This window comes from Novosphingobium sp. (genome assembly GCF_041905565.1).
Lineage (GTDB): Bacteria > Pseudomonadota > Alphaproteobacteria > Sphingomonadales > Sphingomonadaceae > Novosphingobium.
In genome coordinates, this window is record NZ_JAYRKX010000003.1 from 1 (window position 1) to 24,530 (window position 24,530).

Annotated in this window: 24 protein-coding genes and 1 pseudogene; 9 read left to right on the forward strand and 16 right to left on the reverse strand. The window is 67.1% G+C overall.

Annotated elements, in window-relative coordinates; genetic code table 11:
* The 5 genes and pseudogenes from ACE3N9_RS03415 to glmU all read right to left on the reverse strand — a co-directional run.
* Positions 1–706: pseudogene (locus tag ACE3N9_RS03415) on the reverse strand (glutamine--fructose-6-phosphate aminotransferase); the annotation flags it as partial.
* Between the two features lie 18 nt (positions 707–724).
* A complete protein-coding gene (locus tag ACE3N9_RS03420) occupies positions 725–1,105 on the reverse strand; it encodes a PIN domain-containing protein (RefSeq protein WP_374280865.1) in 381 nt (126 codons plus the stop codon).
* Positions 1,102–1,500 carry a ribbon-helix-helix protein, CopG family gene (locus tag ACE3N9_RS03425; protein WP_374280867.1) on the reverse strand — a complete coding sequence of 133 codons (399 nt, stop codon included), beginning with the start codon at positions 1,498–1,500 and terminating at the stop codon, positions 1,102–1,104. Before ACE3N9_RS03425 ends, ACE3N9_RS03420 begins: the two co-directional genes overlap by 4 nt.
* A gap of 31 nt (positions 1,501–1,531) precedes the next feature.
* On the reverse strand, positions 1,532–2,179 hold the full coding sequence (locus tag ACE3N9_RS03430) for a hypothetical protein (protein ID WP_374280869.1): 648 nt from the start codon (positions 2,177–2,179) through the stop codon (positions 1,532–1,534).
* Positions 2,179–3,540: a bifunctional UDP-N-acetylglucosamine diphosphorylase/glucosamine-1-phosphate N-acetyltransferase GlmU gene (gene glmU / locus ACE3N9_RS03435; RefSeq protein WP_374280871.1), complete on the reverse strand. Its 1,362-nt coding sequence runs from the start codon at positions 3,538–3,540 to the stop codon at positions 2,179–2,181. The genes ACE3N9_RS03430 and glmU overlap by 1 nt, the downstream gene beginning before the upstream one ends.
* Before the next feature lie 62 nt (positions 3,541–3,602).
* Here glmU and ACE3N9_RS03440 point away from each other — a divergent pair, with 62 nt between their 5' ends.
* Positions 3,603–4,265, forward strand: coding sequence for an HAD-IA family hydrolase (locus ACE3N9_RS03440; protein WP_374280873.1), 663 nt, complete (start codon positions 3,603–3,605; stop codon positions 4,263–4,265).
* Here ACE3N9_RS03440 and ACE3N9_RS03445 read toward each other — a convergent pair.
* The gene (locus tag ACE3N9_RS03445) at positions 4,262–5,683 is read right to left on the reverse strand and encodes an OprO/OprP family phosphate-selective porin (RefSeq protein WP_374280875.1); all 1,422 of its coding nucleotides are present in this window, start codon (positions 5,681–5,683) and stop codon (positions 4,262–4,264) included. The two genes, ACE3N9_RS03440 and ACE3N9_RS03445, sit on opposite strands and share 4 nt — an antisense overlap.
* 200 nt (positions 5,684–5,883) lie before the next feature.
* Here ACE3N9_RS03445 and ACE3N9_RS03450 point away from each other — a divergent pair, with 200 nt between their 5' ends.
* Positions 5,884–6,798 (forward strand): SDR family oxidoreductase, encoded by a 915-nt coding sequence (locus ACE3N9_RS03450; protein ID WP_374280877.1) that lies wholly within the window; start codon positions 5,884–5,886, stop codon positions 6,796–6,798.
* Positions 6,799–6,868: 70 nt separating this feature from the next.
* Here ACE3N9_RS03450 and ACE3N9_RS03455 read toward each other — a convergent pair whose 3' ends face one another.
* The 4 genes from ACE3N9_RS03455 to ACE3N9_RS03470 are packed head-to-tail and all read right to left on the reverse strand — an operon-like array spanning position 6,869 to position 9,835.
* Positions 6,869–7,216: a DUF2794 domain-containing protein gene (locus ACE3N9_RS03455; protein WP_374280879.1), complete on the reverse strand. Its 348-nt coding sequence runs from the start codon at positions 7,214–7,216 to the stop codon at positions 6,869–6,871.
* On the reverse strand, positions 7,213–7,917 hold the full coding sequence (epsC, locus tag ACE3N9_RS03460) for a serine O-acetyltransferase EpsC (protein ID WP_374280881.1): 705 nt from the start codon (positions 7,915–7,917) through the stop codon (positions 7,213–7,215). The genes ACE3N9_RS03455 and epsC overlap by 4 nt, the downstream gene beginning before the upstream one ends.
* A gap of 29 nt (positions 7,918–7,946) precedes the next feature.
* Positions 7,947–8,564 (reverse strand): ATPase, encoded by a 618-nt coding sequence (locus ACE3N9_RS03465; protein WP_374280883.1) that lies wholly within the window; start codon positions 8,562–8,564, stop codon positions 7,947–7,949.
* 2 nt (positions 8,565–8,566) lie between these two features.
* Complete coding sequence (locus ACE3N9_RS03470) at positions 8,567–9,835, reverse strand: heavy-metal-associated domain-containing protein (protein ID WP_374280885.1); 1,269 nt, start codon at positions 9,833–9,835, stop codon at positions 8,567–8,569.
* Between the two features lie 72 nt (positions 9,836–9,907).
* Between ACE3N9_RS03470 and purM the strand changes: the two genes are divergently transcribed.
* Positions 9,908–10,999 carry a phosphoribosylformylglycinamidine cyclo-ligase gene (purM, locus tag ACE3N9_RS03475; RefSeq protein ID WP_374280887.1) on the forward strand — a complete coding sequence of 364 codons (1,092 nt, stop codon included), beginning with the start codon at positions 9,908–9,910 and terminating at the stop codon, positions 10,997–10,999.
* Positions 10,992–11,945 (forward strand): phosphoribosylglycinamide formyltransferase, encoded by a 954-nt coding sequence (gene purN / locus ACE3N9_RS03480; RefSeq protein WP_374280889.1) that lies wholly within the window; start codon positions 10,992–10,994, stop codon positions 11,943–11,945. Before purM ends, purN begins: the two co-directional genes overlap by 8 nt.
* A 125-nt stretch (positions 11,946–12,070) precedes the next feature.
* Here purN and ACE3N9_RS03485 read toward each other — a convergent pair whose 3' ends face one another.
* Complete coding sequence (locus ACE3N9_RS03485) at positions 12,071–12,319, reverse strand: hypothetical protein (protein ID WP_374280891.1); 249 nt, start codon at positions 12,317–12,319, stop codon at positions 12,071–12,073.
* Between the two features lie 65 nt (positions 12,320–12,384).
* Here ACE3N9_RS03485 and cls point away from each other — a divergent pair, with 65 nt between their 5' ends.
* Positions 12,385–13,836, forward strand: a complete 1,452-nt coding sequence (cls, locus tag ACE3N9_RS03490) for a cardiolipin synthase (RefSeq protein ID WP_374280893.1) — start codon at positions 12,385–12,387, stop codon at positions 13,834–13,836.
* A 49-nt stretch (positions 13,837–13,885) separates the two neighbouring features.
* Here cls and ACE3N9_RS03495 read toward each other — a convergent pair whose 3' ends face one another.
* The 4 genes from ACE3N9_RS03495 to ACE3N9_RS03510 form a co-directional block, all read right to left on the reverse strand.
* Positions 13,886–14,134 (reverse strand): YdcH family protein, encoded by a 249-nt coding sequence (locus tag ACE3N9_RS03495; protein WP_374280895.1) that lies wholly within the window; start codon positions 14,132–14,134, stop codon positions 13,886–13,888.
* A 150-nt stretch (positions 14,135–14,284) separates the two neighbouring features.
* The gene (ndk, locus tag ACE3N9_RS03500; protein ID WP_315609333.1) at positions 14,285–14,707 is read right to left on the reverse strand and encodes a nucleoside-diphosphate kinase; all 423 of its coding nucleotides are present in this window, start codon (positions 14,705–14,707) and stop codon (positions 14,285–14,287) included.
* A gap of 80 nt (positions 14,708–14,787) precedes the next feature.
* A complete protein-coding gene (locus ACE3N9_RS03505) occupies positions 14,788–15,222 on the reverse strand; it encodes a DNA polymerase III subunit chi (protein WP_374280898.1) in 435 nt (144 codons plus the stop codon).
* On the reverse strand, positions 15,212–16,675 hold the full coding sequence (locus ACE3N9_RS03510) for a leucyl aminopeptidase (protein ID WP_374280900.1): 1,464 nt from the start codon (positions 16,673–16,675) through the stop codon (positions 15,212–15,214). Before ACE3N9_RS03510 ends, ACE3N9_RS03505 begins: the two co-directional genes overlap by 11 nt.
* A gap of 98 nt (positions 16,676–16,773) precedes the next feature.
* Here ACE3N9_RS03510 and ACE3N9_RS03515 point away from each other — a divergent pair, with 98 nt between their 5' ends.
* From ACE3N9_RS03515 to rsmA, 4 genes are all read left to right on the forward strand, one after another.
* Complete coding sequence (locus ACE3N9_RS03515) at positions 16,774–19,029, forward strand: LPS-assembly protein LptD (RefSeq protein WP_374280902.1); 2,256 nt, start codon at positions 16,774–16,776, stop codon at positions 19,027–19,029.
* Between the two features lie 179 nt (positions 19,030–19,208).
* Positions 19,209–20,522 carry a peptidylprolyl isomerase gene (locus ACE3N9_RS03520; RefSeq protein WP_374281246.1) on the forward strand — a complete coding sequence of 438 codons (1,314 nt, stop codon included), beginning with the start codon at positions 19,209–19,211 and terminating at the stop codon, positions 20,520–20,522.
* 1 nt (position 20,523) lies between these two features.
* Positions 20,524–21,534 (forward strand): 4-hydroxythreonine-4-phosphate dehydrogenase PdxA, encoded by a 1,011-nt coding sequence (gene pdxA, locus ACE3N9_RS03525; protein WP_374280904.1) that lies wholly within the window; start codon positions 20,524–20,526, stop codon positions 21,532–21,534.
* Positions 21,531–22,343 (forward strand): 16S rRNA (adenine(1518)-N(6)/adenine(1519)-N(6))-dimethyltransferase RsmA, encoded by an 813-nt coding sequence (gene rsmA / locus ACE3N9_RS03530; RefSeq protein WP_374280906.1) that lies wholly within the window; start codon positions 21,531–21,533, stop codon positions 22,341–22,343. Before pdxA ends, rsmA begins: the two co-directional genes overlap by 4 nt.
* Before the next feature lie 97 nt (positions 22,344–22,440).
* Here rsmA and ACE3N9_RS03535 read toward each other — a convergent pair whose 3' ends face one another.
* Positions 22,441–24,516: a malate synthase G gene (locus ACE3N9_RS03535; RefSeq protein ID WP_374280908.1), complete on the reverse strand. Its 2,076-nt coding sequence runs from the start codon at positions 24,514–24,516 to the stop codon at positions 22,441–22,443.
* Between the last annotated feature and the right edge of the window lie 14 nt (positions 24,517–24,530).

Below are 24,530 nucleotides of genomic sequence, written 5' to 3' on the forward strand. Positions count from 1 at the left end.
ACGTGGTGATCTCGCGCTCGACCGGCTGGTTGTCCTTGTCGAAGATACGCGCGCCGTCGCGGGTGATCACCACCCAGTCGCCCTCATCCAGATAGGCGATCTTCTGGGTCAGCGGGGCCAGCGCCAGTGCGTCCGAACCCAGGTAGGTCTCGCCGTCGCCATAGCCGACTACCAGCGGCGAGCCGAGCCGCGCACCGATCAGCATGTCGCCGTGCTGGCGAAAGGCAATGGCCAGGGCAAAGGCCCCGCGCAACTGCGGCAGCACCGCCTTGACCGCATCCTCGGGCGATTGGCCGGCCTCGACCAGTTCCGACACCAGGTGGGCGACCACTTCGGTGTCGGTTTCGCTTTCGAAGCTGCGGCCGCGCGCCATCAGCGCCTCGCGCAGCTGGCGGAAGTTCTCGATGATCCCGTTGTGGACCAGCGCCAGTTCCCCGGTCGCGTGGGGGTGGGCATTGGCAGCGGTTGGCGCGCCGTGGGTGGCCCAGCGGGTATGGGCAATGCCGGTGGTGCCGGGCGCGGGATCGCGCGCCAGTTCGCGGACCAGATTGATCAGCTTGCCCGGCGCGCGGCGGCGGACCAGCTGCGCGTCATGCACGGTGCAGACTCCGGCGCTGTCATAGCCGCGGTATTCCATCCGCCTGAGGCCATCGACCAGCCGCTCTGCGACCTCTTCTTTGCCTACAATGCCGATGATTCCGCACATTTCGCTGCTTGCTTTCGATTAGAGGGTATAGGGCACCCGGATACCCGGCATAGCTGCCGGAAAATCCTTGGTATTTCGTGTAATAAGCACGCGGCCGCGCGTAAGCGCGGCAGCGAGAATGATCGCGTCCATCGCCTTTAACCGTGGCCTCTCGCGGCGCAGCGCAGCAGCCCGCGAGGCAATTTCCTCGTCAATTTCATCGATGCCGAAGCCGGAAAGGAGAATTTCGGCGCGACGCAAGCCATCGCCTTCACCCTTTGACATGACTTCGATCCAGACAGCACGACTGATCCAGACCCGCCCTCCGCGCTGGATGGCGCGCTCGATCTCGGCCCGCGCTTGCGGAATGCCCCGCAGCGTATCGATGACGATGTTGCTGTCCAAAGCAAACCCGCTCACTTTTTGGTGCGCTTTGCTTCATGTGAGCCGGGCCTGATGTTGCCGTCACCCGGCTGCATCCCGTTTTCCGCGAGCCAGGCGATGTGCAAAGCATGCTCACGATCGTCTTGTTCATCGAACAGATCGGGGAACTCGGCGCGCACTTCCGGATAGTCAACGTCCCAGGGACGCGTATTGGCAGCACGCTCTCTGCGCTGCCACTCAACCGCATCGCCAATGTCGTCGCGATCTTTCCAGGCACCGAACCCTGCATCGAGCCAATCGAGCGTACCCTGCGGGCGATAAGCCGCGACCGCCTCCCGCAAGATCGCCGCGCGTGACTTGCCCTGCTCGTAGGCGAGCTGGTCAAGCCACTTGATGTCTTCATCGGGCAGATCGGCAAGGATACGGGTCATTGATATATTGATATCATATCATGATATCATGTCAAGCGTGATACCATGGCTCGCACGGCCAACCCCGATCAAAGAATTGCCCCTTCTTGATTTTTGCGTGCCGTGGCTGGAACATGTCATCGATATCGCGAACGACTGCACGCCAGTTTTGAGCAACTAGCTCGACTTTGTCACCTGACAGCCCAAAATGGGGCAAAAGTTTTATGAACTCTTCGGCATCATCAGCCTGGAACGCATTCTCCCATTCAGAATAGACACCTGCTGTTTTCAACTTTTCTTCAACGCACTGGATATGGCTCATCTCAAAATCGAGTAATGGCAGTTCCCAACTGGTTTGCCGAACCCAGCTATCTTCCCGCCATTCCCAAAACTCCTCAACCTTGCGTTCGCACAAGAGGAAGTTTACGCCGTGACCGCAACACCCTGACGGCGCATTTCCAAGACCAATTGATGCATGGACATCAATTCGATCGCGGAATGTCCAGTGTCCGCCCGGGCCAGTTGTGCAAATTCGAAATTCGTAATCACACAAATTGCATTTCGCATTGACGAGTAGAACCTCTCCACCAGCGAGCGTTACCAATGCAGGGTGGAATGCGCCGTATCGCGGAACGCCCCGCCACCACCACGTCGGTCGTTCCGAAATCCGCTCCAATATGTCGTTGTAGCCGTAAGGCACTACCCCTGCTTCTCCGCCTTCTTCTTCTTCATCGCATCGTGGAACCGATCCGCCCAGCCCGGCTTGACCAGTTGTTCCGCACGCACGATCCGCAGTTCGCCGTCGGCCACGTCGCGGGTCACCGCGCTGCCAGCACCAACGATCGCGTCCGCGCCGATCCTGATCGGCGCGACCAGCGACGAATTCGAGCCGATGAAGGCACGCTCGCCGATCACGGTCTTGTACTTGAAGTAGCCATCATAGTTGCAGGTGATGGTCCCCGCGCCGATGTTGGCCCCCGCCCCCACTTCGGCATCGCCGATGTAGGACAGGTGGTTGGCCTTGGCGCCCTTGCCCAGCGTGGCCTTCTTGACCTCGACGAAGTTGCCGATCTTGGCCTTTTCCTCCAGCACCGCGCCGGAGCGCAGGCGGGCATAGGGGCCAACCTCGACTCCGCTCGCCAGGCTCGCGCCCTCCAGGTGGCAGAACGCGCGGATCGTCGCTCCGTCGGCCACGCGCACGCCAGGGCCGAACACCACGTTGGGTTCGATCAGCACGTCGCGGCCCACTTGCGTGTCCCAGGCGAACCACACCGTTTCGGGCGCGACCAGCGAAGCGCCTTCGTCCATCGCGCGGCGGCGGCGGCGCTGCTGCCAGCGCTGTTCCGCTTCAGCCAGTTCGGCGCGGCTGTTGATCCCGGCGACCTCGTCGGGATCCCGAGTAGTGACCACAGCGCAGGTCCGGCCATCGGCGAGGGCAATGTTGACCACGTCGGGCAGGTAGTATTCGCCCTGGGCATTGTCGTTGCCGACCCGCGCCAGCAGCGCGAACAGGTCCGCCGCCCGCGCCGCCATCAGGCCCGAATTGCACAGGTGGCAAGCCCGCTCGTCCGGGTCGGCGTCCTTGTATTCGACCATCTTCACGATCCGGTCGCCCACCGCGATCACCCGGCCGTATTGCAGCGCATCGTCCGGCACGAAGCCCAGCACGACCACGGCGGGTTCATCGTCGCCGTGCAATCGCTCCAGCATTTCGCGCATGGTCGCGGCCGAAACGAACGGCACGTCGCCATACATCACCAGCACGTCGCCCGAAAATCCGGCCAGCGCGCTCTCGGCTTGCTGCACCGCGTGGGCCGTGCCCAGCTGCGGTTCCTGCACCGCAATCGCCGCACGCTCACCCAGGGCCCGCTCGAGCTGATCGCGCCCGCTGCCGACCACCACCACCTGCCGCGCGGGTTCCAGTTCGGCCACGCTGGCCAGGAGGTGTTCCAGCATCGGCCGCCCGGCGATCGGGTGCAGCACCTTGTGCAGGTCGCTTTTCATGCGGGTGCCCTTGCCAGCGGCCAGGACAATTGCGGCAATCGGAGTTTCAGCGCTCATGGTGCAGCGCCATGCCATCAAATTGTTGCCGTTTCCACACCCACGCGGCAAGGCGCGGCGTCATGACGAAAATTCCCTTTGCCACGGTCGGCTTCGACCTTGATGGAACGCTGCTCGACACCTCGCGCGATCTCGGCGCGGCACTCAACCATGCGCTGGCACACATCGGCCGCGCGCCGGTGCCGGACACCGCCGTATCGGGCCTGATCGGCGGCGGATCGCGGCTGATGCTGGGCCGCGCGCTGGAACTGACCGGCGGCGCCGCAGGGATCGACCAGGACGCGCTCTATCCCGTGCTGCTCGGCTATTACGAGGCGAACATCGCGGTCCACACCGCGCTCTATCCTGGCGGCGCCGCCATGCTTGACGCGCTGGAAGCAGCAGGGACGCGGCTGGCGCTGGTTACCAACAAGCCGCACCATCTGGCGATGAAATTGCTCGACGCGCTGGGGCTGACCCAGCGGTTCGGCTGGGTGATCGGCGGCGGGGGCGGCTATCCGCTCAAGCCCGCGCCCGATGTGCTACTGGCCATGGCCGAGCGGCTCGGCGGCGGCGCGGCGGCCTATGTCGGCGACACCACCTATGACACCCGCGCAGCAGCAGCGGCGGGGATACCATGCATCGCGGTCAGCTTCGGGTTCAACGATGCGCCGCCGGCCCAACTGGGCGCGGCGGCGGTAATCGATCATTTCGACGAGCTGGTGCCCGCCCTGGCCCGGCTTTAGAAGTCGAACTGCGCGCGCAGGCCCAGGGCATCGGCACTGTAATCGCGCCGGGCTCCGGCTGCGACAGCGGCATCGTTGATCCAGATGTGCCCGTAGTTCAGAATGAACCGGACATAGTCGGTCGGAATCCACAGCAGCGATGCACCCGCGACCTGCTGGCGTCCTCCCACGACCGCGCCAGAGTTCAGGTCAAGCCAGTCATAGCGCAGGTTCGCCTGGATCGCACCGATCCCGCCCCTGGTGATCGGGTTCTTGGGACGGATCCGGTCATAGGCGCCGTTCTTGTAAGCGGTAACGTCGTCTGTCAGCAGATAGCCCAGTTCGACAAAGCCGCCGTTGAAGGTGGGATCGGCCAAGCCAGGCCGCAGCGCGGTGATCCAGTGGCTTTCGCCTTGGGCGTGGAACCGCCCGTTGACATAGGCAAGCTCGGTCCCGAAACTGCGTTCACCGCTGGCGCTGAAGGCGCGCGTGTCGATCAGCCGCAGGTCGGTGGTATGGACAAACGGCCGCGCCCGATACCGCGCTGTGGCGCTGACATCGTTGAAATCGCGGTAGTGCGCCGACACGCCCAGGTGCACCTGGCCATCGCCCAGCTTCGGCATGAACACCACGCGGCCATCCAGTGAATAGCTGTTGTTGGTATCGCTGTTCAGGTCGGCCACGCTGTCGGTGAACACACCGCCCTGCACAAGCAATGACTTGCCGGCATAGGTCGCACCAACACCCAGGCGCCGCTCGAAGCCGAAGGCCGAATTGAACGCCCCGCGTTCGAGGAAACTGATGAACAGGTCGCTGGTCATTTCCTCCATGCCCCAGAACGGCTTGAACTGACCCACAGTCAGGGTAACCTTGGGGCTGGCCTTCCAGGTCAGGTACAGGTCGGTGACTTCGACCCCGCTGTTCGCGAAATCGAACTCCGCGCGATAACCGAATCCGCCCGGCATGGTGCCTTCGGCGCCGAGGTAGGCGCGGCGGAATTCGCTGGCGAAACCCAGCTCCTTGCCAGCGGCGATCCCGGCTGGGGCGTTCACCCCCGCCGCGTCGACCTGCAGCCGCCCGCGCGGTTTGAAGCTCCAGCCGTCCTTGGTCGCCAGCCTGGGCGCGCCGTCCCACGAAATTTCGACGTCCGACTTGGCGGTGACGCTGGGGGCGGGAACCTTGGCGACCGCGGCCTTGGCGGCAGCAGCCTCGGCCAGCGCGGCGGCGGCGCGGGTTTCGGCGGCATCGGCGCGGGCGCGCGCGGCGGACAGATCCCCTTCCAGCGAGCCGACCCGCTGGTTCAGCTGGTCAAGCTGCGCACGCATTTCCGCCAGCTGGCGGGCAACCTCGTCCTGCCTGGCCGCGGCGGCGTGGGCGGGCAGCACCCAACCGGCGGCAAGGGCCAGGGCGATGGTGGAAGTACGCAGCGTGCGGTTCATCTTGTCAGGCCCCCTTCGGCCGGTCTGTTACGATTCGAAGTCGCCTTTAGGTCGGTTGCGTGACACTTATTTGACAGGGCAGTGTCAACTGCCGCTACGGCAAGGCCAATGCACTTTTCCGCAGTTGAATCGCGGCCCGCAAAATGCCATCGCGGCGCCGTAGCGCCCGCCGGGGCGCCCGAATTTGCAGGAGTCAGACCATGACCATTTCGTTCAAGGATCGTGTCGCCATCGTCACTGGTGCGGGCGGCGGCCTGGGCCGTGCCTATGCCATCGAACTTGCCAAGCGCGGCGCAAAAGTCGTCGTCAATGACCTGGGCGGCAGCCGCGACGGCACCGGCCATTCCGACGCCGCGCTGAAGGTGGTGGAAGAAATCAAGGCGCTGGGCGGCGAAGCCATGTCGAACGGCGGCTCGGTCACCGACCTGGCGCAGATGGAAGAAATGGTCGCCAAGGCCAAGGAAGCCTGGGGCGGCGTCCACATCCTGATCAACAACGCCGGCATCCTGCGCGACAAGAGCTTCGCCAAGATGACCATGGAAGACTGGAAGCTGGTGCTCGACGTCCACATGAACGGCAGCGCCAACTGCACCAAGGCGGTGTGGGACCTGATGCGCGAACAGGCCTATGGCCGCATCCTGATGACTGCCAGCAGCACCGGCCTGTTCGGCAACTTCGGCCAGGCCAACTATGGCGCGGCCAAGCTGGGCCTGGCCGGCCTGACCAAGACCCTCCACCTTGAAGGGGCGAAGTACAACATCCGCGTCAACACCCTGGCCCCGGTCGCCGGCACCCGCATGACCGAGGACCTGGGCATGCCCGACGCACTGTTCAACGCGCTGAAGCCCGAAAACGTCGCGCCGATGGCGCTCTACCTCGTCAGCGAGGACGCGCCGACCAACATGATCTGCGGCGCGGGCGCGGGCGCATACCACGCGGCCTATGTCACCCTGACCCCGGGCATCGCCCTGCCGGCCGATGAACGCACCCCCGAAGGGATCGCGGCGCACTGGGCCGAAATCATCGACCGCACCGGCGAAATCGTCCCCCAGTCGGGCGGCGAACAGAGCCAGGTCGTGATGGCCGCGCTGGCCAAGATCGGCGGGCTGGGCTGATCCAGCCAGCCTTGCAGGCGGAAATGGCCGCGCGGAGGGTATGCCTTCCGCGCGGCCTTTCATTTGGCGATCAGCTTTCGACCAGTTTGAGCAGACGGCGTTCCAGCACGGCCAGCACGCCGGGCAACTCGTGCCCGCGCTTGAGGATCTGCCCGGCTTCGCCATAGAGCACCCACATGCCCTGCTTGTTGCGCAAGGCCGGGCGTTTTTCGAGCCGGGCCGAGGGATAGTCCGCCGCGCGGCGGTAGGCGCAGAACACGGCGGCATCCTTGCCGAACTGCAAGGCATAGTCGCGCCATTCACCGGCGGCGACCATGCGGCCGTAAAGATCGAGGATGCGTTGCAGTTCCTCGCGTTCGAAGGGAACCTGCGCGGGCCGCGCCGCGGCAAGGGGAAAGGGCGTGACGGTACCGCTCAAGCGGACTTCTTGCCCTTGGCCGCGGCGGCGGCCTTGGCGGCCTCACGCTCTTCCAGCAGTTCGGCGAGGCGCTTTTGCAGCACCTGCACTTCGCATTGCAGCAGTTCCAGTTTCTGCGTCGCGGGATCGAAGCGTTCGCTGCACGGCGTGCCATAGGGCACGAAGCTGACCGTTTCAGGCCTGACTTCGACCGGCACGGGCTTGGCCGGGATGCCGACCATGGTCGCGCCTTCTGGCACTTCCTTGGTGACCACGGCATTGGCGCCGATCCGCGCCCCCTTGCCGACCATGATCGGGCCAAGGATCGCCGCGCCCAGGCTGACGATCACGTCGTCGCCGATGGTCGGGTGGCGTTTTCCGCCCATGCCGTTGGTGGGATTGGTCCCGCCCAGGGTCGAGCCCTGGTACATGGTGACATTGTCCCCGATTTCAGCGGTTTCGCCGATCACCACGAAGCCGTGGTCGATGAAGAAATTCTTGCCGATCTTCGCGCCGGGATGAATGTCGATCGCGGTCATAAACCGGCTGAAGTGGTTCACCCAGCGGGCAAGGAAGTACAGCCGGGCGCTGAACAGGCGGTGCGCGATCTTGTGAAAGCCGACCGCCCAGACCCCGGGGTACAGCAGCACCTCCCACCGCGAGCGCGGGCTGGGATCGCGCGCGACGATCGAGTCGATATAGCTGAACAGGCGTCCGGGCATCGTATATTTATTGTCCCATGCACGGGGCGCTAAAGCAAGCGCGGTTCGCTTGGCCCCATCAGCTCTTCCAGCGCCTCGCGCCAGATCGCCGGGCCGGGGGCGGCCTTGCGTTCGAGGCTGAGGCGGTCGATCGCGGCGACCAGCCGCTCGGCCCCGATATGGGTGCGCTCCATCCGGGGGACAAGATAGGCGGCGGCATCGGGGCTGAGCGGCAGGCCGCGCAGCTCGGCATGGAGCGCGATCAGCTCGGCCAGCATGGCATCGTCGGGCGCACCGATCCGCAGGTGCAGCGCCGCCCCCAGCCGCGAGGCAAGGTCGGGCAGCGCGATGCGCCATTCGCCCTGCTCCAGGCTGGCGGTCAGCAGCAGCGGGGTGCCGCTTTCCTGCGCGCGGTTCCAGCGGTGGAACAGCGCGGTCTCGTCCATCCGGTCGGCATCGTCGATCGCCTCGCCCGCGCCGTTTTCAGTGAACCAGCGGGCGATCAGGCTTTTGCCCGAGCGCGGCGGGCCAAGCAGGACGGCGGTGCGGAACGGCCAGGCATGGGCGGCGGTCATCGCTTCGAGCGCGGTGCGGTTGGCATTGCCTACCACGATCCGCGACACGGCGCCGACCCCGCCGGGCGCGAGGGGAAGCGCGATCTGGCCCATGATCAGCGGCGGATGCTGAGCGCGTTCGCGCCCACGGCAACCTGCCAGCCGCGCGCGCGCAGCGCCGCGGCAAGCGCGGAAAGGTCGGAGGTGATCGTCACCCGCATGACCGAGGTCCCGCCCATCGCCAGGCTGGTAGTGGCTGCCCCCTGCACCCCCGGCGCGCCGCGCACGGCGGCCAGCGCGGCATCGACCGCCGCGGCATCGGGCGAGGAAAACTGCACGGTGATCGTGGTCGCCGCCGCCTGGCTCGGCTCGGCCGAGGGGCTGGCGCTGGCATCGGGCGTCGGCGCGGCGGCGGCGCGTTCGGCCTCTTGCGCGCGGGCGATCAGCGCGGCCAGGCCCGCATCCATGCCCAGCCCGCCGCGCAGCGTGGGATCGGGCTTGAGCTTACCTTCGGCCAGCGCGCGGGTATAGACCTGGTCCAGCCGCACCACGGCTTCGGCCAGCATGCGCGGCAAGCCGGCCGAATCGTTCGCGGTCAACGTGAAGCTTTCCAGCAGCTGGTTGTCCGGGCCGTAACGCGCGGTGAAAGTGCCGCGCACCGGCCCGCCCGGCCACTGCCGTTCGAGCCGCGCCACCGGCGAAATCACGTCGGCCGCGTTGAACTGGTCCAGCACGGTGTGCCACCAGGCGCGGCTGCGCCGACCGGGCTGCCCCGCCGTGACCAGCAGCGATTCGCCGCCCGCGCCAACCGGGCGGACATAGTCGATCGGGCTGGTGCCGCCGCGAAACTGCGCCCAGGCCTGCTGCCAGGCGCCCTGCACTTCGTAAACCTGCCCCACCCCGCCCGAATAGAGCACGGGAATGGTCAGCAGCGGGGCGGAATGGGCCTTCGCGCTGGTGCCATCGCCGATATACTGCCCGGCGCGCTGGCGATCGAACACCACGCTGAGCGTGGCGATATAGCGGCGCGGGCCGATCTGTTCGCGTTCGATCACCACGGCGGTGACCATCGCTTCGATCTGCGCTTCGCCCATCGCCGGGCCGCCGGCCTTGGCCCAGGCCTTCTTCTGCGCTTCCTTCCACCCGTTCAGGCGGGCTTCCTGCCCATCCTTGCCGGTGGTGTTCACTTCGATTCCAGATACTTCGATATCGCTGGACGTGGCGACGGGGATGATCCCGCGCTGCCCTTCGACCTGGGCGATCAGGCGGTCCGGCCCGACCAGCGCCAGCGCCACGGCCAAGGCCAGACCCAGGCCGCCCAGCAGCGTGGCGGCAGGTCCGGGGCGCCAATTGCGCGGCGTGAAAGAGAGGGGTGCGACAGCCATCGGGGAAAACCGTGGGCCTTTTGCCCAATCATCCGTGGAAATCCAAGCAGGAAAAGGCTAGGCGCGCGGACGATGTCTGAAAAGTCTTACAGCTATGAGCAGGCCGGCGTCTCGATCGCGGCCGGGAACGCCTTGGTCAAGGCCATCGCGCCGCTGGCCAAGGCCACCGCACGCCCCGGCGCCGATGCCGAACTGGGCGGGTTCGGCGGCTTCTTCGATCTGAAGGCGGCGGGCTATGCCGATCCGCTGCTGGTCGCCGCGAACGACGGGGTCGGGACCAAGGTCAAGCTGGCGATCGACCATGACCGGCACGACACCATCGGCCAGGACCTGGTGGCGATGTGCGTCAACGACCTGATCGTGCAGGGCGCCGAACCGTTGCTGTTCCTTGACTATTTCGCCACCGGCAAGCTGGATAACGGCGTGGCCGAACGCGTCGTCGCCGGGATCGCCGATGGCTGCAAGCTGGCCGGCTGCGCGCTGATCGGCGGCGAAACGGCGGAAATGCCGGGGATGTATGCAGCGGGCGATTATGACCTGGCGGGCTTCTGCGTCGGCGCGGTCGAACGCGGTGAGCAGCTGACCGGGGACCGCGTGGCCGCCGGCGATGTGCTGCTCGGCCTCGAAAGCTCGGGCGTTCATTCCAACGGCTATTCGCTGGTCCGGCGGCTGGCGGCGGACAAGGGCTGGAAGCTTGACCGCCCGGCGCTGTTCGATGCCGACCGGCTGCTGATCGACCACCTGATCGAACCGACCCGGATCTATGTGAAAAGCCTGCTGCCGGTGATCCGCAGCGGCCGCATCCACGCGCTGGCGCACATCACCGGCGGCGGGCTGCTGGAAAATGTCCCCCGCGTGCTGCCCAAGGGGCTGCATGCCCGGATCGACGCCGGGGCCTGGCAGCAAAGCCGGCTGATGGCGTTCCTGCAAGCACAGGGCAATATCGAACCGGCGGAAATGGCCCGCACTTTCAACTGCGGGATCGGCATGGTCCTGGCCGTGGCGGCAGACGATGTCGCCAGCGTATCGGCCGATCTGGCGGCGGCGGGCGAAACGGTCCACGTGATCGGCGCCATCGAGCCGGGCCAGCGCGGCTGCACCGTGCAGGGCAGCGCCGAGGACTGGTCCGCGCGCGAAGCCTGGGAAGCGGTGCATCTTGCCTGACCGGGCCAGGGTTGCCGTGCTGGTTTCGGGCAGCGGCACCAATATGGCCGCCCTGCTCTATGCCAGCCGCGCGGCGGACTGCCCCTACGAGGTCGTGCTGGTCGGCAGCAACAATCCCGATGCCGGCGGGCTGAAACTGGCCGCGGCGGAAGGCGTCCCCACCTTTGCCCTGCCGCACAAGGGCATGGCCCGGCTGGACCATGATCTGGCGATGGACGCGGCGATCCGGGCCAGCGGCGCGCAATATGTCGCGCTGGCGGGCTACATGCGCATCCTCACCCCGGAATTCGTCGGGCGGTGGGAAGGCCGGATGCTCAACATCCATCCCTCGCTGCTGCCGAACTACAAGGGCCTGCACACCCACGAACGCGCGCTGGAGGCGGGCGACAGCCACGGCGGCTGCACCGTCCACCTCGTCACGGCGGAACTGGATGACGGGCCGGTGCTGGGCCAGACCCCGGTGGCGATCGTCCCCGGCGACACGGCGGACAGCCTGGCCGCGCGGGTGCTGATCGCGGAACACCAGCTCTATTCGCGCTGCCTGGCCGCGCTGGTCAGCCGGGCCACTTCGCCCGAATGGCTAACGGCGCAGGTGCGGACGCGTGCCCTCGCCCTGCCCGAGGCGGACGAAGTGGTCAGCCACGGCATGGCCTGCTTCGGGATCGTGAAGGGCAAGAAGTTCGCCTATGTTTCCAGCGATCACCACGGCGATGGCAAGGTTGCGCTGCTGGTCAAGATCAGCGGGGCGGACGAGCAGGCCCACCTGATCGAGCAGGACCCGGAGCGCTATTACCGCCCGGCCTATTTCGGCGATGACTGGATCGCGATCCGGCTGGACCTGGGCGATACCGATTGGGACGCGATTGCCGACTGGCTGGGCCGCAGCTGGCGCGCGATTGCGCCGAAGAAGCTGACCACGCTGCTGGACGCCGCCGACGCGTTCTGAGCCGGACTGCTGTCAATAAAACCCCGTCACCCCGGACTTGATCCGGGGTCCAGCTTTCTACGCCAACGCTGCGAGAAGGCAGCTGGATCCCGGGTCAAGCCCGGGATGACGGCAGCGCGCAAGCCTCAGGCGATTTCCTTCTCGTCCACCACGGGGCGGCTTTCGCGGGTGCCGCGATAACGCGCGTCCGGCTCCATCGGGCCGGGGCTGATGATTACGTGATCGTCATGCACTTCCAGCAGGGTGCCAACGAAGGGGAACCCTTCAAAGCTGCCGGTCACCCGGTAGCTGACCGTATCGCCCACCTTGAACGTGGCCGCATCGAAATTGAATTCGAAGGGGCAATCTTCGCCGCCCTCGCCCATGCCCTTCATGTTGTGTCTCCTTTCGCTCCACCATAAGGCTGGACGCGGGGAAGGAAAGAGGTTCGATCCGGCGCGTGGCATTTGACCTGATCCTGTTTGGCGAACTGGTCCTGCTGGGCGCGATGCTGGTGGTGCTGGGCCGCGCATTGCTGCGCCCGCAGCGCGAACCGGCCAGCCGGATCGCCTGGATGATCGCGATCCTGGTGCTGCCGGTGCTCGGGATCGTGGCCTATCTGCTGGTCGGCGAAGCGCGGATCAGCCGCCGCCGCAGCGCGCGCTATGCTGCGATCGAGGCGCGCCTGCCCCGCCCCGATGGCGATCCCGAGGCCGCGCAAGTGCTGGCTCACGGCCATTTCCACGCCCCCTTTGCGCTGGCCCGCGCGGTCAACGGCCTGCCGCCGACGCTGTTCAACCGCGCCAGCCTGGCCGCCGACAGCAACGCTGCGATCGCGGGCATGGTGGCCGATATCGACGCGGCTGAAACCAGCGTCCACCTGTGCTTCTACATCTGGCTGGCCGATGGCAACGGACTGCTGCTGAAGGACGCGCTGATCCGCGCGGCGCGGCGCGGGACCCGGGTGCGGGTGCTGGCCGATGCGCTGGGCTCGCGCCTGTTTGTGCGTTCGCGCCACTGGCAGGACCTGCTGGACGGCGGGGTGGACGCGCGGCTGGCGCTGCCGGTGGGCGGGCTGGTGTGGACGCTGATTCGCGGCCGGGTGGACCTGCGCAACCACCGCAAGCTGCTGATCTGCGACAACCGCGTGGCCTGGTGCGGCAGCCAGAACGCCGCCGATCCGGAATTCCGCATCAAGCGCCGCTATGCCCCCTGGGTGGACATCATGTCCCGCTGGGAAGGCCCGGTGGCACGCCACCAGCAGTTCCTGTTCGCCAGCGACTGGATGGCCGAAGGCGGCGATGATGTGACCGCGCTGCTCGCCCCCACGGCCCACCGCGCGCCGCCGTCAGGGGCGGCAGAAGGGATCGTGGCGCAGGTTATCGGCACCGGGCCGATCCAGCCCTTCCCGGCGATGACCGCCTGCTTCGCCGAATTGATCCACGCCGCCCGGCACGAACTGGTGATCACCACGCCCTATTTCGTGCCGGACGAACAATTGCTGTTCGCGCTGACCAGCGCCGCGCGGCGCGGGGTGAAAGTGGTGCTGGTGGTGCCGCGCCGCAATGACAGCCGGATCGTCGCCGGGGCCAGCCGCAGCCACTATCCCGCGCTGCTCGACGCCGGGGTGCAATTGCACGAATTCAGCCCCGGGCTGCTCCATGCCAAGACCATGGTGGCCGATGGCCTGGCCGGGCTGATCGGTTCGGCCAACCTGGACCGGCGCAGCTTCGAGCTGAATTTCGAGAACAACCTGCTGTTCGCCGATGCCGCCTTCGCCGCGCAGGTCCGCGCGCGGCAGGATCAATGGCTGGCGCTGTCCAGCCTGATCACGCCCGCCACGGTCGCGGCCTATTCGGTGCCGCGCCGGCTGTGGCAGAACCTGCTGGCGATGTGGAGCCCGCTGCTGTGAACGGGCATAGGGCCGCACGGAACATTCCGGCGGCCCCGCGGCCCGCTGGTCAGCCGGCCTTGGCCTGGGCGACGATGCCCGCGATCTCGTCGACCAGCGCGAGGCGCTGCTTCTTGAGCGTTTCGGTATAGCTGTCCGACGGGGTTTCGATTTCGGATTCGATCCGGTGAATCTCGCCGTTCACTTCATGATAGCGGTCGGCCAGGGTGACGAAGTGGGCGTTGTTCAGCTTCAGCTGGTGCAGCACTTCGTGATCGTTGGGGAATTCGGCAGCGAGTTCGTGGGGGGTATGCGACATCCTGACTCCATAGGTTCGGGTTGATGCGAAGCAATATCGTCAGGGCCTGCCCGCAATGCCTTGAGATCGGTCAAATCGCCGCAAATTAATGCGAAAGGGGCCGCCGGATCGCTCCGGCAGCCCCCTTGAAAAGCCTTTGCAGCGAAAGGCTTAGCCGACGATTTCTTCCGGCTTGAAGAAGAACGCGATTTCGATCGCGGCGTTTTCTTCCGAGTCCGAACCGTGGACGGTGTTTTCACCGATCGACAGGGCGTGGGTCTTGCGGATGGTGCCTTCGGCGGCATCCGCCGGGTTGGTCGCGCCCATCACTTCGCGGTTGCGGGCGACGGCATCTTCGCCTTCCAGAACCTGGACGACGACCGGTTCGCTCATCATGAAATCGCACAGTTCGCCGAAGAAGGGGCGTTCCTTGTGCACCGCATAGAAGCCTTCGGCCTGTTCGCGGGTCATGTGGATGCGCTTGGAAGCGACGACGCGCAGGCCGGCTTCTTCCAGCATCTTGGTGACCGCGCCGGTCAGGTTGCGGCGGGTGGCGTCGGGCTTGATGATCGAGAAGGTGCGGGTAACCGCCATGGGAAATTCCTTGCGATGTATTGGAATTGGAAAGTGGCCGCGCCCCTAGCGGGGAAAATGCTGCGCTGCAAGGTTCGCCGTCAGGCCGCCTTGATCCACTTGGCCCCTTCCTGCCGCCAGAACGCACGCTCCAGCCCCTCGCGCCCGTCCAGGCTGCGCCAGGTCCCGCGCGCATCGTCGATCGTCGAACCATCGAACAGCAGGAACACGCGCTCGAACGCTTCCACCTCGGGCCGCCAGCGGCCATCGGCGAGCACGACATAGCGCGCGCCGTTGGCCGCCTCGGTCGCCCCGGACAGCAGCACCGGCTGGCGCGCGTCATGCTCGCCCCCGGCCTGCCCGTTGGCGAGGAAGGTCCCTTCCCGCGCCCACAGCGAATCGCCGATCCGGCCCAGCTGGGCCGCATCCTGGCTGACCACCAGCAGCCGCTGCCCCAGCGCCAGGGTGTTGCGCGCCAGGAGCGGCACCACCTGTTCCGCCGGGTCGCGGCTCAACTGATAGAAATCAACCTTCAAGGTGATCCCGCACGAACCGGTCGAGCAGGCGCACGCCGTATCCGGTCGCGCCCTTGTCCCAGGTCTGGCCGGGCTTGCCCGCCCAGACCATGCCCGCGATGTCGAGGTGCGCCCAGGGGGTGCCCTTGTCGACAAAGCGCTGGATGAACTGCGCCGCCGTGATCGAGCCGCCTTCGCGCGGGCCGACGTTCTTCATGTCGGCGATCGGGCTGTCGATCAGCTTGTCGTAGGCCGGCCCCAGCGGGAAGCGCCACAGCTTGTCGCCGCTGGCATTGCCCGCGCCGATCAGCTTTTCAGCCAGGCCATCGTCGTTGGCGAAGATCCCGGCGTGTTCGTGGCCCAGGCTGATGATCATCGCCCCGGTCAGCGTGGCCAGGTCGATCACCGCGCTGGGGGCATAGGTCTTCTGCGTCCAGGTGATCGCGTCGCACAGCACCAGCCGCCCTTCGGCGTCGGTGTTGATCACTTCGATCGTCTGCCCCGACATCGAGGTGACGACATCACCCGGCCGCTGCGCGCCGCCATCGGGCATGTTTTCAACGAGGCCGCAGACGCCGACCACGTTGGCCTTGGCCTTGCGCTTGGCCAGCGCGAGCATGGTGCCCGCAACCGCCGCCGCGCCGCCCATGTCCCACTTCATGTCTTCCATGCCGGCTGCCGGCTTGAGGCTGATCCCGCCGGTGTCGAACGTCACGCCCTTGCCGACGAAGGCCACCGGTTTGTCATCGGCCGCGCCGCCGTTCCACACCATCGCCAGGATGCGCGGCTTGCGGATCGAGCCTTGCGCCACGCCGAGCAGCGAGCCCATGCCCAGCGCGGTCATTTCCGCTTCGTCCAGCACGCGGATGCCGATGCCGGTCCCGGCCAGGCGTTCCTGCGCGCGGGCGACGAAGCTTTCGGGATAGATCACGTTGGCCGGTTCGGTGACCAGTTCGCGGGCGAATTCCACCCCGTCCGCCAGCGCGGCCTCGACCGCCCAGGCCGCTTCGGCCCCTTCGGGCGCGCCGATCACCTGCAGGGTCTTGAGGCTGGGCTTCTGATCGTCCGGCAGGCGGGTGCGATAGGTATCGAGGCGCCAGCCGCGCAGCCGCGCACCCAGCAGCACCGCCACCGCATCGGCGGCCGACAGCCCCGCGCCCGACAGGTCAAGCGCCATGACCGGCAGGCCCGCGGCGAGATACTTGGCGCTGAGCGCCGCACCGGCGCGTTCCAGCGCGCTGGCGCGGTCGCGCGATTTGGCCTCGCCCGCGCCGACCAGCGCCACGCGGGTCACCGCGCCGCCGGCATTGACGAAGCCTTCGTGCAGTTGCCCGGCCTTGCCGGTAAAGCGGCTGGCTTTCGCGCCTTCGAGCAGCACCGCGTCGAGATCGGCGGGCAGCGCATCCTGGTTGACGATCCGGGCGACAGCAGTAGAGGCGGGGGCCGAAGGTCCGGCGATGAATTCGATTTGCATGTGCTCTCCAAGGCGCGATCTGTGCCATAGCGGCAAAGCGTTGCCGCCGATGGCTGGCGTGCATTGCAGTTAGGCGCGGGCGGTGCGATAGGCAAGCCATGCACCCTGTTCCGCGGGCCATTCCGCAGCGATCCCTTGTGACTATTTCCGCCTGGCGCCGCGGCGCGGCGGCGCTGGCCTTGCTGCTGGCCGGGGTGCCCCTGGGCGCGGCGGCGCAGGATGCCCCCCCGGCGGCAGCCGATCGGGGCGAGGACCAGCCGATCGGCTTCGAGGCTGACGGCGTCAGCTATGACGACAACAGCGAAACGGTGACCGCCTTTGGCAACGTCGTCATGCGGCGCGGCGATCAGTCGGTGGTGGCCGACCAGCTGACCTGGAACCGCCAGACCGGCAAGATCGAAGCCACTGGCAACATCCGCATGGTCGATGCCGACGGCAACCAGCTGTTCACCGACAAGATCGAGCTGACCGACGAATTCAAGGCCGGCGCGATGCAGAACATGCTGCTGGCGCTGCGCGAAGGCGGGCGGCTGGCCGCCGCCAGCGGCGAACGCGCCGCCGATGGCACCGTGGTACTGAGCAAGGCGGTCTATTCCGCCTGCGCCGTGGAAGATGACCAGGGCTGCCCGCGCAGTCCCAGCTGGCGGATCACCGCCGAGCGGGTGATCTACGATCCCGACCGCCGCCGGGTGCGGTTCAAGGGCGCGCGGCTGGAACTGTTCGGGGCGCGGCTGCTGCCGATGCCCGGGCTGGTGGTGGCGACCGACGGTCGCCCGATTTCCGGCCTGCTGATCCCCGACATCCGCCTGTCGGCATCGAACGGGGTCGAATTTTCCGAAAGCTATTACCACCGCCTGTCGCCCAACCGCGACATCGCGGTGACCGGCTATGTCTATACCAAGGCGCTGCCGATGCTCTCGGCGCAGTACCGCGCGCTGAACGACAAGGGCGCCTACCAGGTGACCGGCTATGTCACGCAGAGCCGGCGCATCTCGATTGCCGGAACCGCGACCAGCAGCAAGGAATTCCGCGGCTACCTGTTCACCAATGGCAAGTACCAGTTCGATCCGAACTGGAGCCTGACCTTTTCCGGCCGGGTCGCGTCGGACCGCACTTTCCTGCGCCGCTATGACATCAGCCGCGATGACCGGCTGCGTTCGATGGTCGATCTGGAACGGATCGATGCGAACAGCTATCTCTCGATCGCCGGCTGGGCCACCCAGACGCTGCGCGTGGGCGACAAGCAGGGGCTGGTGCCGGTGGCCCTGCCCGAGCTTGACTATCGCCGCCGCCTCAATGATCCGGTGCTGGGCGGCAAGGTCGAATTGCAGGTCAACAGCCTGGCGATCAGCCGCACCAACGGCCAGGACACCCAGCGCGCTTTTGCCAGCGCGCGGTGGGACCTGCGCCGCCTGACCCCGTGGGGCCAGGAAGTGACCTTCACCACCCTGGCGCGCGGCGATGTCTATCATTCGGACGAGAACGCGCTGACCGCGACCGCGCTCTATCGCGGCAATCCCGGCTGGGAAGCGCGCGGCCTGGCCACGGCGGCGGTGGACGTGAAGTGGCCGCTGCTGGGCAAGTTCGCCGGGGGCAGCCAGGTGCTGACCCCGCGCTTCCAGGTGGTCGCCAGCCCGACGCTGCGCAACCTGGCCGTGCCCAACGAGGACGCGCGCGCGATCGACCTTGAGGATTCGAACCTGTTCGCGCTCAACCGCTTCCCCGGCTATGACCGGGTCGAGGACGGGGTGCGCTTTACCTATGGGCTGGACTGGCAGTTCGAACGGCCGGGCTGGCGCGTTTCGACCACTATCGGCCAATCCTACCGGCTGACCAGCCGCCCCAGCCTGCTACCCGATGGCACCGGGCTGTCCAGCCGGGTGTCGGACGTGGTCGGGCGGACCGAAATCCGTTTCAAGGACCTGGTCAAGCTGACCCACCGCTTCCGGCTCGACAAGGACAACCTGGCCGTGCGCCGCAACGAATTCGACGCGGCGGTGGGCAATGAACGCACCTACCTCGAACTTGGCTACCTGCGGCTCAACCGCGATGTGGCCGCGACGATCGAGGACCTCAAGGACCGTGAGGAACTGCGCCTGGCAGGCCGGGTCGCGTTGGCGCGCTACTGGTCGATGTTCGGCTCGGCGGTGGTCAACCTGACCGGCCGGAAGGAAGACCCGCTGGCCACCACCGATGGCTGGGAACCGCTGCGCACGCGCCTGGGCGTGGCCTATCAGGACGATTGCCTGGAACTGGCCTTTACCTGGCGGCGCGATTTCGTCGCCACGGGCGATGCGCGCAAGGGCAACACCTATCAGATTCATTTCGCGCTGCGGAACCTTGGCTTCCGGTGATAGCGCGTTATCCAAGATTGGCACTGCGGGCCATCTGCGCTATCCGCCCGTGCTCAGCTTGGGTTAAGCCGCGCCGCGCCATTGGACCGGCAAGTCCGGCAGGGAATCTCCCGCCGTTTTTGGGATTTGGAAATACCGTGAAACGCACCACGCTCTCCCGTTTTTCGACCCGCGTTGCCATGACCGCGCTGGCCGCTGGCGCCGCCGCGATGGCCGCCGGGGCCGTGGCCCAGGATGCCGGCGGTTCGGGCGGCGGGCTCAACCTGCCGACCAACGTCGAATTCTTTGCCAAGAACGATCCCAATCACCGCAAGGCAACCGTGGTGATCAACGGTGAAGTGATCACCGGCACCGACGTGGACCACCGCGTCGCGCTGATCGTCAACGCCAGCGGCGGCAAGGTCAGCGACGAGGAAAAGAACCGCCTGAAGATGCAGGTGCTGCGCAACCTGATGGACGAAACGCTCCAGATCCAGGAAGCCCGGGCGCAGAAGGTCGATGTCGAAGATAGCGAGGTCGACCAGACCTTTGCCCGCATCGCGGCGCAGAACTTCAACCAGGACGCCAAGGCGATGGACGCCTACCTGACCAAGATCGGCTCGTCCGCCGCTTCGCTCAAGCGGCAGATCCGGGGCGAACTGTCGTGGAACCGCCTGCTGCGCCGCAACGTCCAGCCCTTCGTCAACGTCTCGGATGAGGAAGTGCGCGAAGTGCTCAAGCGCCTCCAGGACGCCAAGGGTACCGAGGAATACCGCGTCGGCGAAATCTTCCTGTCGGCCACCGACGAAACCAAGAGCGCGGTTTACCAGAACGCGCAGAAGATCGTCGAACAGCTCAAGGGCGGCGGCAGCTTCGTCGGCTATGCCCGCCAGTTCTCCGAAGCCTCGACCGCGGCCGTGGGCGGGGACCTGGGCTGGATCCGCCTGGCCCAGTTGCCGAACGAACTGTCCGCGTCGCTGACCGGGCTGCAGACCGGCCAGCTGGTCGGCCCGGTGGAAATCCGCGGCGGGTTCTCGATCCTGCTGCTGATCGACAAGCGCCAGGTGCTGACCGCCGATCCGCGCGACGCGCTGCTCAGCCTCAAGCAGATCTCGATCAGCTTCCCCGCCGGCGTGACCGAGGCCCAGGCGACCGACAAGGCCAAGGCTTTCGCCACCGCGATGCAGAGCGCGCGCGGTTGCGGCACGGTGGACAGCGTGGCTGCCGGGCTCGGCGCCGAAGTGGTCACCAACGACCAGATCAAGGCGCGCGACCTGCCTGCCCAGCTGCAGAACATGGTGCTGGCGCTGAACATGGGCGAAACCACCCCGCCGTTCGGCTCGATCCAGGACGGCGTGCGCGTGCTGATGCTGTGCGGCCGCGACGATCCCAAGGTCGATGGCGCGCCGGACTTCGAAGCCGTGCAGCAGCAGATGGAGGACGAACGCGTCAACAAGCGCGCCCAGACCTATCTGCGCGACCTGCGCCGCGACGCGGTGATCGACTACGACTGACATGATCGGCGGGGCGCTGCTCGCGGTTTCGCTGGGCGATCCGGCGGGCGTCGGGCCTGAATTGATCGCCGCCGCCTGGGCGCGGCGCGAGGCAGAGGGCCTGCCCCCGTTCTTCGTCGCGGGCGGGCCGGATCTGCTGGCTGAGGCTGCCGCGCGGCGCGGCATCACCCTGCCCGTCACCCAGATTTTCCACCCCGCCGAAGCGCTCGACTGTTTCGATTACAGTCTGCCGGTGCTGGCCGGCGCGGACGGGGACTATACCCCCGGCGCGCCGAGCCGCGTGGGCGCAGAGCTGGCGCTCGCCAGCCTGGAAGAAGCCTGCCGCCTGACCGTGGATGGCGACGCGGCCGGACTGGTCACCGGCCCGATCGCCAAGGCGCGGCTGGCCGAAGTCGGCTTCACCCATCCCGGGCAGACCGAATTCGTCGCCGCCGCCTGCGGCGTTGCGGCAGAAGATGCGGTGATGATGCTGGCCGGGCCGCAGCTGCGCACCGTGCCGCTGACCGTGCATATCGCCCTGTCTGAAGTGCCGACGCAGCTGACCGCAGCTCTGATCGAGCGCCGCGCCCGGATCGTTGCCGCCGCGCTGGAACGGGACTTCGGCATCATCCGCCCGCGCCTCGCCATTGCCGCGCTCAACCCCCACGCGGGCGAGGAAGGCCGCATGGGCGACGAGGAAGCGCGGATCATCGCGCCAGCGATCGCCGCCCTCCAGGCCGCCGGGATTGCGGCCACCGGCCCCCACCCCGCCGACGCCCTGTTCGCCCCGCGCGCCCGCGCCACTTACGACGCGGCGCTGTGCATGTATCACGATCAGGCGCTGATCCCGCTCAAGGCGCTGGATTTCGACCAGGGGGTCAACGTCACCCTGGGCCTGCCGATGATCCGCACCAGCCCGGACCACGGCACCGCCTTTGCCATCGCCGGGCAGAACCAGGCCGATCCCGGCGCGATGATCGCCGCGATCCGCATGGCGGGCGAATGCGCGGCGCGGCGGATGGAAAACGAATGACGCTCCTCCCCCCCTTGCGCGAAGTCATCGCCCGGCACGGCCTGTCGGCCAGCAAGGCGCTGGGCCAGAACTTCCTGTTCGACGAACAGCTGCTCGACCGGATCGCCGCGATCCCCGGCAGCCTGAAGGGGCAGCAAGTGCTCGAAGTCGGCCCCGGCCCCGGCGGGCTGACCCGCGCGCTGCTGCGCGCAGGCGCCCAGGTCACCGCGATCGAGATGGACCGCCGCTGCCTGCCCGCCCTCGCCGAACTGGCCGAGGCTTTTCCCGGCCAGCTGCGCGTGATCGAAGGCGATGCGACCAAGGTAGCCCACGGGATCGAGGGGCCGTTCCACGTCGTTGCCAACCTGCCCTACAACGTCGGCACGGCGCTGTTCGTCGGCTGGCTGGGGGGCGAGGCCTGGCCGCCGCAATGGGCCAGCCTGACGCTGATGTTCCAGCTTGAAGTCGCCCAGCGGATCATCGCCGAAGCGGGCAGCGATGCCTATGGCCGCCTCGCCGTGCTGGCGCAGTGGCGAGCCGTGCCCAAACTGGCGATGAAAGTCCACCGCAGCGCTTTCACCCCGCCGCCCAAGGTGATGAGCGCGATTGTCCACGTCACCCCGGCGGACATGCCGCAGGACGTTTCCGCCCGGATGCTCGAACGCGTCACCGAAGCCGCCTTCGGCCAGCGCCGCAAGATGCTGCGCCAGAGCCTGAAAGGCCTGCCCGGCGCCCTCGCCGCGCTCGACGCGCTGGGGATCGACCCGCAACGCCGCGCCGAGACGCTGAGCGTTGCAGAGTTCGTAGAGATCGCCCGCGCGCTGAGCTGAACCGGCCGGCAGCGGGTGGGCTTCGACAGGCTCAGCCCGAGCGGGGTTGGGGCAGGAACCGCATAGGTCCGGTCTACCCCCAGCCCGCCCTTGCGGCTTACCCCGCTTTCTTCACCTGCCGCCAGTGGTGCAGCAGCGGCTCGGTATAGCCGCTCGGCTGTTCGACGCCCTTGAACACCAGGTCCAGCGCGGCGCGGAACGCGGGCGCATCCTCGTTGCCGACCAGCGGCTGATACAGCGGATCGCCGGCGTTCTGGGCATCGACCTTGGCCGCCATGCGGCGCAGGCTGTCCATCACCTGCTGCTGCGTGCAGATGCCGTGCAGCAGCCAGTTCGCCACGTGCTGGCTGGAAATGCGCAGCGTCGCGCGGTCTTCCATCAGGCCGACATCGTGGAAATCGGGCACCTTGGAACAGCCGACGCCCTGGTCGATCCAGCGCACGACATAGCCGAGCAACCCTTGCGCGTTGTTGTCCAGTTCCTCGCGCACTTCGGCTTCGGAATAGTTGATCCCCAGCCCCAGCGGCACGGTCAGCAGCGCATCGAGGCCGGGCGTGGGCTGGCCCGCCAGTTCCTGTTGCACGGCGAACACATCGACCTGGTGATAGTGCAGCGAATGGAGCGTCGCCGCCGTCGGGCTCGGCACCCAGGCGGTGTTCGCGCCGCTCCGGGGGTGGCCGATCTTCTGGACCATCATGTCGCCCATCATGTCGGGCGCGGCCCACATGCCCTTGCCGATCTGCGCCTTGCCGGACAGCCCGCAGGCGAGGCCGATCTGGACGTTGCGCGCTTCATAGGCGGCGATCCACGCGCTCTGCTTCATCGCCCCCTTGCGGATCATCGGCCCGGCCCGCATCGAGGTGTGAATCTCGTCCCCAGTGCGGTCAAGGAAGCCGGTGTTGATGAACACCACGCGGTCCTTCACCGCGTGGATACAGGCGGCGAGGTTCGCGCTGGTGCGGCGTTCCTCGTCCATCACGCCCATCTTGATAGTGTGACGCGGCAAGGCCAGCAGGTCTTCGACCGCATCGAACAACTCGTTGGCAAAGCCGACTTCTTCCGGCCCGTGCATCTTCGGCTTGACGATGTAGATGCTGCCCTTGCGGCTGTTGCGGTACTTGCCCAGCCCGCGCACGTCATGCGCGCCGATGGCGCTGGTCACCACCGCGTCCATGATCCCTTCGGGGATCTCGCTGCCATCGGCCAGCAGAATTGCCGGATTGGTCATCAGGTGGCCGACATTGCGCACGAACAGCAGGCTGCGCCCCGGCAGGGTAAAGCTGCTGCCCGAAGGCGCCTGCCATGCCTGATCGCCATTGAGCGTGCGGGTCAGGGTTCGCCCGCCCTTCTCGAAGCTTTCCGACAGGTCGCCGCGGATCACCCCCAGCCAGTTGCGATAGGCCGCCAGCTTGTCCGCGCCGTCCACCGCCGCGACCGAATCCTCCATGTCGCAGATCGCGGTCAGCGCCGCTTCGCAGACCACGTCGGCGATGTGCAGCGGATCGTCCTTGCCCACGGGATGGGTCGGATCGATCACCAGTTCGATGTGCAGCCCGTTGTGCTTGAACAGCACTCCGCCCGGCCGCGTCGCGAAGCTGTGCGGGCAGTCACCGCCGGTCAGCGCCGCTTCCCAGCCCGGCAGCGTGCGGTTGAGGAATTCCCGCGCATAGGCGATCACCGCCGCGCCGCGCTGCGTATCATAGCCGCCCGGCCGCGCCGGCGGCGCATCCAGCGCATCGGTGCCATAGAGCGCGTCGTAGAGGCTCCCCCAACGCGCATTGGCGGCGTTGAGCAGGAACCGCGCGTTCAGCACCGGCACCACCAGCTGCGGCCCGGCCATGGTGGCGATTTCCTCGTCGACGTTCTGCGTGCCGACCTGGAACGGCGCCGGTTCGGGCACGAGGTAGCCGATTTCGCGCAGGAAGGCCTGGTATTCGGCCATGTCGATCGGCTTGCCGGCGCGTTCGCCGTGCCAGGCGTCGATCCGCGCCTGCAAGTCGTCGCGCTTGGCCAGCAGGGCGCGGTTTACCGGGGTGAAGCGATCCACCAGAGCGGCAAACCCGGCCCAGAACGCGGCCGCGTCCTGCCCCAGCGGGGCGAGCACTTCGCCTTCGATAAAGCTGGCCAGCGCCGCATCAACCCGCAGCCCGCACTTCTCAACCCGATCCGTCATTGGTCCTCGCACAG